Genomic DNA, 13,940 nt, shown 5'->3' with positions numbered 1-13,940 from the left:
TAAATTTGATACACCATTAGAAATGATGGACAAAATTTTGTTTAACACAGAAGTTGCGTTTATTACTTGAATCTAGCAATTGTAAAAGTAAGATTGGAGAAAAAAAGAGAAAATTTAAGGATACAACTTTCGAAATTTATTAAAGATTAGTCAGTAATTAACTGACTCGGCCGTCGAAATTACTTCACCATTTAATCTTTAAAACTTTCCATTTCTGTTATATTAAGAAAGGCATTACAAACTTGAATATGTTGTAGGTGATCGTTTTTCTCTTCGATGCGTATCCCAAAACTTTGGGTATAAACAATTTGATTTTCTGGAGCAGGAGCTGATTTATGCTTGTAACTAAAATCAAACCGAATAATTTGTTTACCAAAAATACAGGCTATACACCTACTCTCTCGGGTTAATACCTCCCCTACTAATTGAGAATTTTGATCTTCTTTTTGCCAAGCCTTAAAAATAGGTTTTAAGTCATTTAGCAATTCTTTAATGTCATCTCTGTGCTCTAGATCAAGTGCAATCAAATGCTTTTTTATGCTAGGTAAATGCATGGTTTTGATGGCTTCTGTAATTAAAAGTGTTACGCTTGTTTCTCTTTTAGACGTGTGTGTATTCATATTTTATAAAAAATTGGGAGTAGCTTTAATTGCGTACTGCAGAGATACGAAAGAGAAAATGAAGTTGTTCTATTGTTTTGGAACAGAGTTATTTATATTACAAAAATAAAAGTTGAGATGCAAGTTTATTTTTGCTCTCTATTATCCGAAATTATTGAAAAATAAAAATATATTAAGCATCAAAAACAAGATCAGAACAGGTGACACGCGGTATGTTGAGTATTGAGTGTTCATTATTCAGTATTTACGACCACCTATCCCCTCGTCAATCTCAAAAATCTTAAATCCACAATCAAAAATCTCCAATCTTAAATTCTCATTTTTCTAATTCGTTTTACGTAAAACTTCCAAGGGCGAGCTTTTTAAAACTTCGCGAATATTACTGAGTCCAATGGCTAATACCAATAAGGAAATTCCGGGGATAAACACTAAAAACGGAATGAACGACGGCACAAAAGCTTCTTCAAACACAAAAACCGCCAATAAAAAGCTACTGAATAGTGCGAGAATAATTCCGACAAGGCTACCCAAAACCCCTAAGAAAATATATTCTAAGGCCGTAATACTTAAGATTTGTTTATTCTTGGCACCTAAAGTCCGCAATAATACGCTTTCCTTGATGCGTTGGTATTTACTGGTTCGCACAGAACCTATCAACACAATAATTCCTGTGAGGATGCTAAAAAAGGCCATAAAATTGATCACCCACGATACCTTGTCCAAGATTCCTTCCACGACGGTGTAGACTTGTCTTAAATCAATCACCGATACATTGGGGAATTTGCTAACCAAATCGCGTTGCAGTCCCGCCGACTTTTCTTCGGTGGCGGCATAGGTCGTTAACACATTAAATTGCGGCGCGTTTTCTAAAACGCCTTTAGGAAAGACGATGCTAAAATTGAGTTGTAGGTTGGCCCAATCTACTTTTCTAATGCTTGTTACCACTGTTTCCATTTGTACGCCTTGTACATTAAAAACGATTACATCTCCAACGCCCACCTGAGCATCTTCCGCCAAATTATCTGAAATGGAAATTTGTACGACCTTCCCTTCTTGTTGAGACGCCACCCACTCGCCTTCTATAATCTCTTCAGAATTAATGAGTTCACTGCGGTACGTCGTTCTAAATTCGTGATTTAAAATCCACTCTTTTACTTGCGTGGTACTGTCGATTCGCAAAGTATTTACCAGCTCATTTTTTATGCTGTGCATTCGCATCGTCACTAACGGAATATTATCTATCACTGGTAAATCATTCGTCTTAAAAGTGGCCGCCACCTCCCCTATTTGGTCAGGCTGTACATCTAAAGTGATGAGATTGGCACTTTGGGAGGTTTGGCCTAATTCGGTTTTATCCAGTAAAATATCTTTGGTAAAATATAGCGTACTAATTAGAAAAGTCCCCAACCCAATAGCCACCAACAATACAACAGTCTGATTATTAGGTCTAAATAAATTGAGTAAACTTTGGCGGGTTGTAAAATGCGCTCCTTTAGGAAAGTACTTTTTAACAAGTTTCATGCTAAGGGTTGCAATCCCTGCCAACACCGCAAAAGTCACCAAAACACCAAGAATAAAAGCCAACGCAAACAATGCATCTTTAAGCAGCCAAAAAGAGAACCCATATAAAAATAAGACGAGAATGCCAATCGCCATATAGCGTGCTTTTTTTGATTCCGTAAAGGTAGTTCCGCTAAAGCGTAACACCTCTAAAGGCGACACATACCAAGTGCGTAATAAGGGCAATAAGGCAAATAACACCAACATCACCAAGCCTAGAAAAATTCCCATCAGTATAGGTTGTGCCGTGATGCTTATTTGTAAATCAAAAGGAAAAAATTCTTTGAGAAGATAAGGAAAAAGCTCCTGAAGTCCTATTCCTAAAGCCGTTCCTATAAAACCTCCTAAAAGCCCAATCCCTGCAATTTGGATTAAAAAAATCAAAAAGCTTTGTTTTCTAGAGGCGCCCAAACATTTTAAGACGGCGATGGCCTTAATTTTTTCCTTGATGTAAATATTGACCGAACTGGCAATTCCCACACAGCCTAGCAATAAGGCAATAAAGGCGGTGAGGTTTAAAAACGAACCTACATTTTCATAGCGACGACCCAACCTTTTACTGGTACTGATATGGGTGTCTAAACCAGCGTCTTCTAATTCGAGTCTAGGTTCCAAACGCTCTTCCAATCGCTCTAAATCTACCTCGGGTTGTTGGTAAAAAAACTGATATTCCCTTCTGCTTCCAAACTGTAAAAGTTCGGTAGCCTCTATAAATCGATTCGGAATCACCACTAAGGGCGCAACAGAGCTTGAAATAGCATTATTGCCCGGAATCGCCTGCAATGCGCCAGCGATAGGAAGCGTGATTTCCCCAATTTTGATGGAATCTCCAGGTTTAATACTGTATTGCAACAACAAAGTGGCATCTACCAAAGCGCCGCCAGAAGATTGGTATTGAGATGCTGCCGCCGTTGGTGTGGTTTCCAAGTCGCCATAAAAAGGAAAATCACCTTCTAATCCCCGTACACGGACTAACTTGGTACCCTCATTTTTTGGGAAAGCAATCATGGACACAAACCTAACTTCAGAAGCATCGGGTTGTAAAGAATCTATAAGCCTTTGCGCATTCGCTGAAGGAAGCTGTTTGCTTTTGATAATAAAATCGGCACCCATCAAGGATTTGGATTGCAACTGAATGTTGTTCGTAAGATTCTCACTGAATAATTGTATGGAAACTACAGCGGCAATTCCCAAGATAATAGAAGCCATAAAGAGCAGCAAACGCACTCTACTTGCTTTAGCGTCACGCCAAGCCATTTTAAAGAGCCAAGCAGTATTGTTTTTAGATGTTAGTGGGGAATTGCTCAAGAGGTTGCCGTGGTTTCGTTTGTTAAAATCTGTCCGCCTTTTAAGGTCAAGATTTGCTGAGTTCTTGCGGCTAAATCTAAATCGTGGGTAATAATGACGAGTGTAGTTCCTGCATCTTTATTGAGATCTAACAGCAACTGAATCACTTTTTCTCCCGTTTCTTCATCTAAATTCCCCGTAGGTTCATCGGCAAATAAAATTGAGGGTCTATTGGAGAAAGCTCTTGCCAAAGCTACGCGTTGCTGCTCGCCTCCAGACAATTGGGAAGGATAATGCTGTACGCGATCTCCCAAACCTACTTTTTCTAATAACTCCTTAGCTCGAGTCGCGGCATCTTTGGCACCTTGTAACTCTAAAGGAACACTCACATTTTCGAGCGCTGTTAAGGTGGGTAACAACTGGAAATTCTGAAAAATAAACCCCACTTCTTGGTTGCGCAATTGCGCGCGTTCATCTTCATTAAGTGTATTCAATGTGTAACCACATAAGTCTACACTGCCGGCATTGGGTTCGTCCAGACCCGCACATAATCCTAATAAGGTAGTTTTTCCGCTACCAGAAGGCCCCACGATAGAAAAAGTCTGTCCTTTTTCAACTTCAAAAGAAATATCATGAAGGACTGTTAATTGTTTAGAACCGCTCTTATAAGTCTTTTCTAACCCGTTAATCTTTAATATCTTTGCCATCTAATTTTTATAATCATTACAGAACTTATGCTGAAGCTCAAAACTACACAATCGCTCTTTAAAAGCGTGATTTCTAAGCATCGAAACCTATTAAAGTTTTGTTATTTCTTGATGGCATTGGTGATTGTTTCTTGTGGTGATAAAATGAACTCTCAAGAGAAAGAAGAAGAGAATACAGTTAATTCTGAAAGTGAAGTTTCGCAAACCACCACTAGTAAAACCATCTTGTTTTTTGGAGACAGCATTACCGCTGGCTATGGCCTAGAAGATACGACTGAAGCTTTCCCAACTTTAATTGAGTCCAAAATTGATTCTTTAGGCTTGGATTATGAAGTAATTAATTCTGGATTGAGCGGAGAAACTAGCGCTGGCGGAAAAAGTAGAATCGCATGGGTACTCAAACAAGATATTGATATTTTTGTGTTAGAACTTGGTGCTAACGATGGTCTGCGCGGTGTTGCATTATCTGAAACCAGAGCCAATCTACAAGCCATTATTGATGCGGTTCAACTTAAGAGTCCGCAAACTAAAATTATTCTGGCAGGAATGCAAATGCCTCCGAATATGGGACAGGAGTATACCTCCAATTTTAAAGCCATTTTCTATGATTTAGCCGAAGAAAACGAACTTACTTTTATTCCATTTATCTTAGAAAATGTAGGCGGAGTTAAGGAATTGAATCAGAATGATGGGATTCACCCCAATGTGGAAGGACATAAAATAGTCGCTGAAAATGTTTGGGAAGTGCTTTCAACAGTAGTTGAAAAGGAATCTTAAACCCCATGAAGGCTCTGTTATTTGCAGAATTGATTAGTAAACTATCAATTTTTCACTAACATAAATTGATACTGTTTTATTTTTTTACACCCCCTGCTCGAAGAAATTCGTTCAGACGGGCCCTACTCCTCATTTTTTAGGGAAAATACCACGTTTGATCCCTTAAGTATGAACGAAGGATTTGTTTCTCAACAACATCAACAGTCGCAATTTCGTTTTATTTCAACATCTAAGACTTTCTGCTTAGTCACCATCAAGTCTATACTCTATATTCTAACAGCGAAGCGGGTTTAGCGTCTAATTTTCTACAACTCTTTAAACAACCTCCGAGCAATTAATACTTTCATAATCTCATTGGTACGGGCATAAATTCTAGCCACTCGATTATCTGCATACATTCTAGCAATGGGATAATCCCAAATGTAGCCGTAACCTCCAAATAACTGCAAGCATTCATCCACTACTTTTCCATGCATTTCTGTGGCAGAAAATTTCGCTATAGAAGCGCTTTCTGCCGTGAGCTGATGATTGGATAATAATTGAGTACAGCGATCTAAAAAAGCTTGATGTAATTGTAATTGGGTAGCACATTCTGCCAGTTTAAATTGAGTGTTTTGAAAGCTAGCGATGGGTTGTTTAAAAGCAGTTCTTGTAGAAGTATATTCCATCGTATTCTCTATGGCTCCTTCTGCTCCGCCAATAGCATTTAGCGCGACAGATAAACGCTCTCTAGCCAATTCTGTCATCATAATCTTAAAACCTTTTCCTTCTTCTCCCAATAAATTTTCTTTTGGTACTTTTACATCATCAAAAAAGAGCTCACAGGTATCTTGGGATTTCATTCCTATTTTCTTGAATGGGGTTCCTTTTTCAAAACCTTCAGCATCGCTTTCCATAATTAATAAAGACACGCCCTCTTCTTCGGTTCCAAGATTGGTTTTTACGGCCACGATAGACATATCACTCATAAAGCCGTTGGTGATAAAGGTTTTTTGTCCGTTCACCACATAATGATCTCCTTTATCTACCGCAGATGTGGTGATGGCTTGGAGATCGCTCCCACAGTTGGGTTCGGTCATCCCGATGGAAGTAATGAGTTTTCCCGTAGCCATGGGAGGAAGGTATTTTTGTTTCTGCGCTTCGGTACCGTATTTTAAAAGATAAGGCGCCACAATATCTGAATGCAATGAAAACCCAGGTCGGCTGATTCCTTTCTTTCCCATTTCCTCAATAAATAAGGCATTAAAGCTGAAATCTAAACCACTTCCTCCATATGCTGTAGGCATATCCATAGAGTAAACCCAATTCTCCCGCACGTTCCCAAATTTCTCGGCTTACCATGCCCTTCTTTTCCCAAGCATCGATATGATCTATAATTTCATTCTTGATGAAATCCTGAATCATTTCTCGCATCATTTTATGCTCTTCAGAAGCGTATATCTCGCGGGTTAATAAAACATTCTGTAACATAGGGATGGTTTATTGATGAAATAGAATACAATTTAAGAATAAGCTACCTAATTTTTACGCTGTTTCGAGTAAAGTTTCAAATTCAAGTAGTTATAAATTAGGCTGTTTCACGTAAGTTTATTCAACTAGAAAATTCTGCAGAAGCGTTTTAAAATTAGTATTACAATTCAATTTTTAAATCATCTACATGTCAATAAAATATTAAATTTGAATATGGATACTATCTGCATTCTTGATTATACCTCTTACCAATTTCTTTTCAGCAGAAAAATAGGTTCCCTCTCTATAAATCGTTTACAGGTTGTATATTTGTAGGCAATAGATAGCTATTACTTTAAACGATTACCTCTATGTTTCCGAAGCCTTTTAAAAAATTACATCCTAATATTCTAGAAAAATTAGAATCTTTAGAAATAACTACTCCTACTCCGGTTCAAAGCAGTAGTATTCCTGTGATTAAAAGTGGATCTAATCTCTTTTGCACTGCCCCAAAAGAAAGTGGAAAAACGACCACGCTTATCCTTACGACCTTACAAAAATTAAAATGTGAGGCGGTGGGCGATGCTCCAAGAGCTATTGTTCTGGTTGAGAATAAGGAAAAAGCTTTAGAGCTCTATGATCAATTTTTAGCCTATACGAAGTACAATTCGCTACGTGTTTATGTGGCTTACGAAAAGATGCATATCGATTTGCAGAAATCAGAAATATTGGAAGGATTAGATATTCTTATTTCTACGCCAAAGAATATGAATAAGTTGTTTTTATTAAACGGAGTCAACACGGCAGAATTAAAGATCTTTAGCATAGATGACGCCGAATTTCTATCTCAACAATCAGATTACGCCGCGTTATTGTCGATTACGCAGAGTATTAAAAAATGCCAATATGTGCTTTATTCTGAAAAATTAGCTCCCAAACTAAAGCGCTTTGAGAATTATTTTATGGAATACTCGAAGATAATTAGTATTTAAAATTAGTCGTGTCCGACTAAGACATAAGACCGCTTCCTGCCAGAATGAATTCTTTCGGGCTGGCCCGTCCGAACGTATCATCCGGGCGGGCGCTAAAAGATAATAGACGTAAGATTTAATCTGTAATATACTGACTATCATTTTTTTTTTAATATACATCTATGATAAATTTTAAAATAAAACGCAACACAAAAGCAAGGGTCTCCCACCAAAAAACACCTTTATTACTTGCTATAATTGACTTAAGCACATTCTAAAATATTTTAACCAGATACTGATGATTTAAAATTATGAGTATCTGAATGAAATTTTCTTAGATTAGAAAGAATATTTTCACCCGTGAGATTCAAGAGCATTTAAAATAAAGTTTCCTATTTTTTTCAGTTAGTTACAATCAAGTCTTGATTCTTGGTTCTAAAAGCGAAGCGGTCTTGTATCTTTACCAACAATAATGATTTAAATAAAAACTCCAAACTAGACACGATGATCCCTAAACTACACTATATTTCTCAAGGAAACTCTCCGAAAGAGCATCTGGAAAACATCCAAGAAGCATGTACTGCTGGCGCAGAATTAGTGCAATTAGGCATGACAAACAAATCTGAAAAGAAATTTTTAAAATTAGCGCAGGAAGCAAGAGAAATCACATCTCACTTTCAAACCCGATTAATCCTGAAGTCGAACTATAAAATAGCCAAAGAAGTAAAAGCAGACGGAGTCTTTTTAGAGAAAACCGACTCCTGCCCTAACATGGTTAGAAAGCATTTATACACTTGGCAACTTATTGGTGGCGCAGCAAACAACTTGGAAGATTGTGAAGATCTACTCGAGAAAGAAGTGGATTATATTGTTTTAGGTTCTTTTGCTAAAAGCACGCAAGAAAATGAAGAAACACTATTGGGTTTAGATGGGTTTAGCCTGATTACAGAAGCCTTACATACTGAAACTCCATTGATTGGTTTCGGCGGCATCACCACCAAAGACGTAAAAGACATTCTAGAGGCTGGTATTTCTGGAGTTGCAGTAGCGGAAGCAATTACGAGTGATTTTAATTCGATAAGAACCTTTAATCAGTTATTAAACGCATCTGTAACAGATGAGCAACGTCATAGCTTTAAGTGATATGAGAGATGATTTTTGATTTTTGATTTTTTAGATTAATCCTTTATGACTTCCATAAACTTTCTAGCAACTCACATATTTAATCCATTTTCTTGAGGTATAAGAATTAACTTCTTTTTTAACTGATATTTCCACAATCCAAACAAGTCTGGTTTTAAAATAGTATCTTGTAGGAACAAATCAAAACTATGAAATTAAGCTTATTGTCTTGTGAATCTCAACGCCCTGATCAGAGGGAAATAGCCAACTGTATCACAGGAATCTCATTAAATATTGATCAAGCTTTGTCTATAGAACTTACGGGTTTTCTCTTAGAAGGTGATCCTGTCGACATTGAGGTAGATGATAAGAGTTCTAGTTCTGTCTTAAGAGCTTTGCGAAAACTATCTATTGATTACAAAATCGTAGAATGAAAAAAATTACTCAGCTTATGAACGAATTTAAATGATTTACCGACTTATAATATTTCTAATACTCAATTTTGCGCTGATCGGTTCTGGGAGTTTATTGGCGGGCAAAGGTCCGCGTTCAGAATGGCATGCAAATCTAGATAAGGCCCCTTGGACTCCGCCAGGCTGGGTTTTTGGTCTTTCTTGGACTGTCATTATGATTTGTTTTAGTGTTTACTTAAGCTATTTATGGCCTTCGGTAGAAAATAAAAAATTTCTTCTTGGGGTATTAATACTTCAGTATGTGCTCAACTTAGCTTGGAATCCCACTTTCTTTTATTACCATCAGCTTGTAGCTGGATTATTCGTCATCAGCGGACTCACCATCGTTGTAGGATTTTTTCTACTTTATTACTGGCCTATCTTAGAGCTTAAATCACTTTTAATCCTTCCGTATTTCATTTGGCTATTGATTGCTACTTCCTTAAATGCTTACATTTTAATTAAAAACTAAATTGCAAGATTATGCATCTCATCAACTAGCATAAGCATATGCACGAATTATAGATAAATAATCATTAGTGTCCAGTTAAAATTAATCTAAAGGCAGCGAGCTCTTTAAACGTATGAAATCTAACTAGTCTTTATAATGGATAGCTTACTTTTATTGAAAATAATCCTATCGAGTGTGAAAGGATATTTTATTTTAAATTGCTTTATCAGTTAGTTACAGATAAGTCTTGCATCTTGGTTCTAATAGCGTAGCGGCCCGCCCGAACGTATCATTTCGGTACGGGCAGGTCTTGGTTCTTTATCGGACAACAATGATAAATAATAATCATGCTCACAGGAGACATTAGCATTTCTTTATTATAATGTTGTGTTCTTAATCCTTATTTTTGAAAAAGACAGAACCCTTCCTAATCTAAAAAAATTAAGAATATGCATTTAAAAACTACTTTCTCTTACTTAGCTATATTTACTTTATGTATTCTTTTTACCTCTTGCTCTTCTACCAAAGAATTAAGCAATTGGCGTAAACCCGATACGCAAGACGTACAATATCATAAAGTTTTAGTGATAGGTATGGGGAATAATATTGATGTGAGAACCCGTTTTGAAGATAAACTCGCTAAGACTTTAAATAAAAACGGAATCGAAGCTGTGGGAAGTATAGACTTTTTTGGGGATCAACTTTTAACCATCCCAAAAACTCTGGAAGGCTGGGAACCACTTATTGAACAATTAAATTCTGAGGATTTTGACGCCGTATTGGTTACTAAGATTGTTGGCGTTGAAGGTAGAGATTCAGATTCGGGAATTGTACGCTATTACAATACGATTTTTGCAAGTTTTGAAGAAGATGTGATGAAGAATGAAAACTTATATTCTGAAGAAGAGGGCTTTAAAGATTTCTATATTCATCAAGTAGCCTCTAGCTTGTATTGCTTGTGCGAAAGAGATTTAGAAGAAGATTTGATCTGGAAGAATACGATTGAATTAAAACAAGCTTTTGACACCGATTACCTTATTCAAGAAGGGGTAAGAATGTTCACTAAAGAGTTTATCAAGAAACTGAAACAAGAAGATTTATTTGCCAAAACTAACTAAGCTTGTCTATAAAAGACTTCCTCTTTATTATAAGGTTGGGCTGAGCTACTAAACTGAAAGTAAATTCAAGCTATAACCAATGACTTTTATGTGTTTATACTTAGTTATAAACACATAAAAATCAGCAGTTAAAAAAATATATTACGCATTTTCAAGTGTACGTTTTGACTTTCTATAGGTATAATTAGGATAGATTGTACGTTTAGCAAAACGGTTCAATTTATTGCTATTCACCATTTTAATATAAACAGGTTTGGTAACTCCAAAATATTCATAAGTAGAACCGTCTAAAAATGTAATTTCTAGCAATAATCCTTTATGTTGATAATCTGCAATCCCAGAATTGGTAATAGTTTCTGTATATTCTTCTAAATTGGCAGCTTTGGTTTCAGGGGCAATACTTACCAAAAAATGGTAGCCATCAATAATTTTTCGGCTTTTAATCTCTGCTTCTTCTTTCGCCTCGTCATTATCTTGGAATTTATCGGGATGCCATTCTTTTACCAAATCACGGTAACTCTTCTTCAACGTCTTTAATTCGACTTCTTTTTCCACTCCAAAGAGTTTCTTATATTCATTTATACGCTTCATATTCAAATTTTATTTGAGGGCGCGAAAGTACGCTATAAAATTAAACGAATGACGATTGTATGTAACTAATTATTAATTTAATAACATTGGGGTAGTAAATAATACTTTAAGTTGTCCGTTCGAGCGGAGTCGAGAACTTCTCGGTTTAAAAAGAGATTTCGACTGCCCGCCAGAATGAATTCTTTGGGGCTGACCCTCAATTAGGCATTCATTTCGTGTAAATATCTATTATCAGTTAGTTACAATCAAATCTTGATACTTGACTCTAACAGCAAGGCGGCCCATCCGAACGTACATTTCTGTACGGTCAGATCTTGGTTCTTTATCAGTCGCAATGCTTTTCAATCCCTACCAATTTATAGGTCTGTAATCTTTTAGAAATTTGCCACACCAATGTTTCCCTGTATTGATTCCATCTATTAATGGGTCCATCACTCGAGCAGCACCATCTACAATATCTAGAGGAGGCTGAAAATCATGGAGTTCTTGTTTTCGTTTAGCCAACTCTGCAGGATCTTCATCGGTTACCCAGCCGGTATCTACGGCATTCATAAAAATTCCGTTTTTTGCTAAATCTCCTGCCGCAGTATGCGTAAGCATATTTAAAGCAGCTTTGGCCATATTGGTATGTGGATGACGCGATTCTTTAAAAAATCGATGGAACTTTCCTTCCATAGCAGTAACATTTATAATGTGTTTCTGACCTGTATTGTCTTTCTTCATCAATTCCGCCAAGCGATTACATAAAACAAATGGCGCCACAGAATTTACCAGCTGTACTTCTATCATTTCTGTAGTTTCAATAGCGCCTAATTTTAAACGCCAAGAGTTGGTTTTTCGTAAATCGACTTGTTGTAAATCGGCATCTAATTTTCCTTCCGGAAATGCTTCATTTGCGACTAGTGTATTATCAAAACTATAGGGAATTTGTGATAGCTTTGCGGAAGCTCTTAAGCCAATTCCCGGTTCTGGTCCGTGCCAAGTGACAGGCATATTTTTATTGGAAGAGGCGGTCGAACTAAACGACTTTAACTCTCCTAAACAATCTGAATGTTCGGCTAATAAATCCTGAACGCTTTGCGGAAGTTCTTCTATGGGTTGTTCTTCTTTCGGCATTAAATGCGCATAGAAACCAGCAGGTCTTCTCACCGTTTGAGCAGCATTATTGATCAAAATATCTAATCGATCGTATTTTTGTTCGATGTAATTACAGAAGATCTCCACACTCGGAATATGTCTTAAATCTAATCCGTGTATGTGCAATCTATCTTTCCACTGGTGGTAATCTTCTTCTTTAGAAAACCGAATCGCAGAATCTACAGGAAAACGCGTCGTAGCAATTACGGTAGCTCCCCCACGTAATAACATTAAGGTAATGTGGTAACCAATTTTTAATCGGGAGCCTGTTATTACGGCGACTTGACCGTTTACATCGGCGGTTTGAAAACGTTTGGCGTAGTTAAAATCACCGCATTCGGTACACATGGTATCGTAAAAATGATGCAATTTGGTGAATAAGGTTTTACATACGTAACAATTTCTTGGTGTCGCTAAATCTAGAGTTTCTTTACTTTCTAGATCTGCTGCCGCTAGCAATTTGGGAGCAACAAAAATATGCGCTTCTCGAGCACTTCGAATTCCTGTTTCTTTACGCGCGTTTTTGTCTCTGGCGGCTTGTTTCCGCTTGGCAGCTTTCTTAGCATCCTTCTTTCTACGTTTAAATTCTTCCCGACTAGGTCTAGAGAATAATCCAGCAGCTTTGATTAAAGCGGTTCTTTTTTCCTTAGGAATTTCAAATATCTGATCCGTATCGGCATTCAGATTTTCTAATATAGAGATACACTGGTCAATCTGCTCCTGACTTAGGGTTTCCACTTCCGCTTCACTTCTGGCTTGCATAGATAAAATTTTAAAGCGCGAATATAGCTCTTATTTATTCTCTAAATACTATATTCTGTCAAGACGAGTGTTTTTCTGAAAGTAAATGATAATTATAACATATTCTCATCTTTAGTATTTTCCTGAAATTTAATGGAAGAAGCATCTTCTTTAAATGTCGGTTCGAGTAAAATTTCTGAAGCCTAGACGCAAAGAATTTTGTGTCGAGAACAAGTGCTAAACTAAAATTAAAATTTTACCTACCTACAATCTGGACAACCTCGATGTCATTTCAAGTGGTAAGGTATTATAAATTAAGACTTCTCGTTACAGTTTTTTCTCTGTTCAAAGAATATTGTTTAAATCTTGTCTTCCGATTATTGCCATAATTTCCACCATATCATTATTGACTTTATAATAAATGCTATCAGATCCATAAACACAACGTCTGTAGCCTTTTTTTATAAAATCAATAGATTCAAATGAAAATGGGTGTTTTGCTATAATCTCGAAATACTCAAATAATGAATTAAAATATTTATCCGCTTGGTTTAGTCCAAATTTTTCTACGCCATAGCGATGAATTCTTATCAAGTCCTCTTTAGCCAAATTACTAATTTTATAATTAGCCATGGAGTAAAGACTTTGATTCTCTTAATATTTGTTCTTTACTGTCATTTGTGAATCCACTATGTTCAGCTTTTTCCAGTCTAGTATTGATCCAATCAATTTGAATTTGTTGTTTTCTAGCTTGTCTAATTAAGTCGTTAACCAGTTCACTTTTAGTGGAATATTCTTTACTCTCAACTTGCTCTTTTAACCAGTCATCGTTTGGTTCTGTAAATGAAATACTTTGCCTACCCATAATTTCTACTTTGATGTAAATTTACACCAAAAATGAATAGTAGACAAAAGTTTGTTGAGTTCTTGAGCTGCAATACAGGTACCAATAAGATC

General features: G+C 36.5%; 14 protein-coding genes and 1 pseudogene. 6 read left to right on the top strand and 9 right to left on the bottom strand.

Going from position 1 to position 13,940, the window contains the following annotated elements; all coding sequences use genetic code 11:
• Nucleotides 1-191 precede the first annotated feature (191 nt).
• The 3 genes from RBU60_RS11410 to RBU60_RS11400 form a co-directional block, all read right to left on the bottom strand.
• Nucleotides 192-620 (bottom strand): hypothetical protein, encoded by a 429-nt coding sequence (locus RBU60_RS11410; RefSeq protein ID WP_308865177.1) that lies wholly within the window; start codon nucleotides 618-620, stop codon nucleotides 192-194.
• A gap of 324 nt (nucleotides 621-944) precedes the next feature.
• Nucleotides 945-3,437: an ABC transporter permease gene (locus RBU60_RS11405; RefSeq protein WP_308865179.1), complete on the bottom strand. Its 2,493-nt coding sequence runs from the start codon at nucleotides 3,435-3,437 to the stop codon at nucleotides 945-947.
• Between the two features lie 47 nt (nucleotides 3,438-3,484).
• The gene (locus RBU60_RS11400; protein ID WP_308865176.1) at nucleotides 3,485-4,174 is read right to left on the bottom strand and encodes an ABC transporter ATP-binding protein; all 690 of its coding nucleotides are present in this window, start codon (nucleotides 4,172-4,174) and stop codon (nucleotides 3,485-3,487) included.
• A 27-nt stretch (nucleotides 4,175-4,201) separates the two neighbouring features.
• Between RBU60_RS11400 and RBU60_RS11395 the strand changes: the two genes are divergently transcribed.
• Nucleotides 4,202-4,951 (top strand): arylesterase, encoded by a 750-nt coding sequence (locus tag RBU60_RS11395; protein WP_308865175.1) that lies wholly within the window; start codon nucleotides 4,202-4,204, stop codon nucleotides 4,949-4,951.
• Nucleotides 4,952-5,256: 305 nt separating this feature from the next.
• Here RBU60_RS11395 and RBU60_RS11390 read toward each other — a convergent pair whose 3' ends face one another.
• Together RBU60_RS11390 and RBU60_RS11385 are read right to left on the bottom strand one after the other, a co-directional pair.
• Nucleotides 5,257-5,793, bottom strand: coding sequence for an acyl-CoA dehydrogenase family protein (locus tag RBU60_RS11390; protein ID WP_407660203.1), 537 nt, complete (start codon nucleotides 5,791-5,793; stop codon nucleotides 5,257-5,259).
• An 18-nt stretch (nucleotides 5,794-5,811) separates the two neighbouring features.
• Nucleotides 5,812-6,355, bottom strand: a pseudogene (locus tag RBU60_RS11385) (acyl-CoA dehydrogenase family protein); the annotation flags it as partial.
• A 416-nt stretch (nucleotides 6,356-6,771) separates the two neighbouring features.
• Between RBU60_RS11385 and RBU60_RS11380 the strand changes: the two are divergent.
• From RBU60_RS11380 to RBU60_RS11360, 5 genes are all read left to right on the top strand, one after another.
• Entirely contained in the window at nucleotides 6,772-7,392 is a 621-nt protein-coding gene (locus tag RBU60_RS11380; RefSeq protein ID WP_308865174.1) for a DEAD/DEAH box helicase, read from the top strand.
• Between the two features lie 483 nt (nucleotides 7,393-7,875).
• Complete coding sequence (locus RBU60_RS11375) at nucleotides 7,876-8,514, top strand: thiamine phosphate synthase (protein ID WP_308865173.1); 639 nt, start codon at nucleotides 7,876-7,878, stop codon at nucleotides 8,512-8,514.
• Nucleotides 8,515-8,798: 284 nt separating this feature from the next.
• On the top strand, nucleotides 8,799-8,927 hold the full coding sequence (locus tag RBU60_RS11370) for a hypothetical protein (protein ID WP_308865172.1): 129 nt from the start codon (nucleotides 8,799-8,801) through the stop codon (nucleotides 8,925-8,927).
• 31 nt (nucleotides 8,928-8,958) lie between these two features.
• Nucleotides 8,959-9,417: a TspO/MBR family protein gene (locus tag RBU60_RS11365; protein ID WP_308865171.1), complete on the top strand. Its 459-nt coding sequence runs from the start codon at nucleotides 8,959-8,961 to the stop codon at nucleotides 9,415-9,417.
• 428 nt (nucleotides 9,418-9,845) lie between these two features.
• The gene (locus RBU60_RS11360; protein WP_308865170.1) at nucleotides 9,846-10,514 is read left to right on the top strand and encodes a hypothetical protein; all 669 of its coding nucleotides are present in this window, start codon (nucleotides 9,846-9,848) and stop codon (nucleotides 10,512-10,514) included.
• A 141-nt stretch (nucleotides 10,515-10,655) separates the two neighbouring features.
• Here RBU60_RS11360 and RBU60_RS11355 read toward each other — a convergent pair whose 3' ends face one another.
• The 4 genes from RBU60_RS11355 to RBU60_RS11340 all read right to left on the bottom strand — a co-directional run bounded on the left by RBU60_RS11355 (nucleotide 10,656) and on the right by RBU60_RS11340 (nucleotide 13,848).
• Entirely contained in the window at nucleotides 10,656-11,105 is a 450-nt protein-coding gene (locus RBU60_RS11355; RefSeq protein ID WP_308865169.1) for a KTSC domain-containing protein, read from the bottom strand.
• Nucleotides 11,106-11,453: 348 nt separating this feature from the next.
• Nucleotides 11,454-13,004, bottom strand: a complete 1,551-nt coding sequence (locus RBU60_RS11350) for an SDR family oxidoreductase (protein ID WP_308865168.1) — start codon at nucleotides 13,002-13,004, stop codon at nucleotides 11,454-11,456.
• Nucleotides 13,005-13,328: 324 nt separating this feature from the next.
• Nucleotides 13,329-13,616, bottom strand: a complete 288-nt coding sequence (locus RBU60_RS11345; RefSeq protein ID WP_308865167.1) for a type II toxin-antitoxin system RelE/ParE family toxin — start codon at nucleotides 13,614-13,616, stop codon at nucleotides 13,329-13,331.
• Complete coding sequence (locus RBU60_RS11340) at nucleotides 13,609-13,848, bottom strand: ribbon-helix-helix domain-containing protein (RefSeq protein WP_308865166.1); 240 nt, start codon at nucleotides 13,846-13,848, stop codon at nucleotides 13,609-13,611. Before RBU60_RS11340 ends, RBU60_RS11345 begins: the two co-directional genes overlap by 8 nt.
• Nucleotides 13,849-13,940: the final 92 nt, after the last annotated feature.

Origin of the sequence: Mesonia profundi (genome assembly GCF_031085155.1) — a bacterium.
GTDB lineage: Bacteria > Bacteroidota > Bacteroidia > Flavobacteriales > Flavobacteriaceae > Mesonia > Mesonia profundi.
Note: the sequence above shows the minus strand (reverse complement) of the source record. Positions and strands in the feature narration are given on the sequence as shown.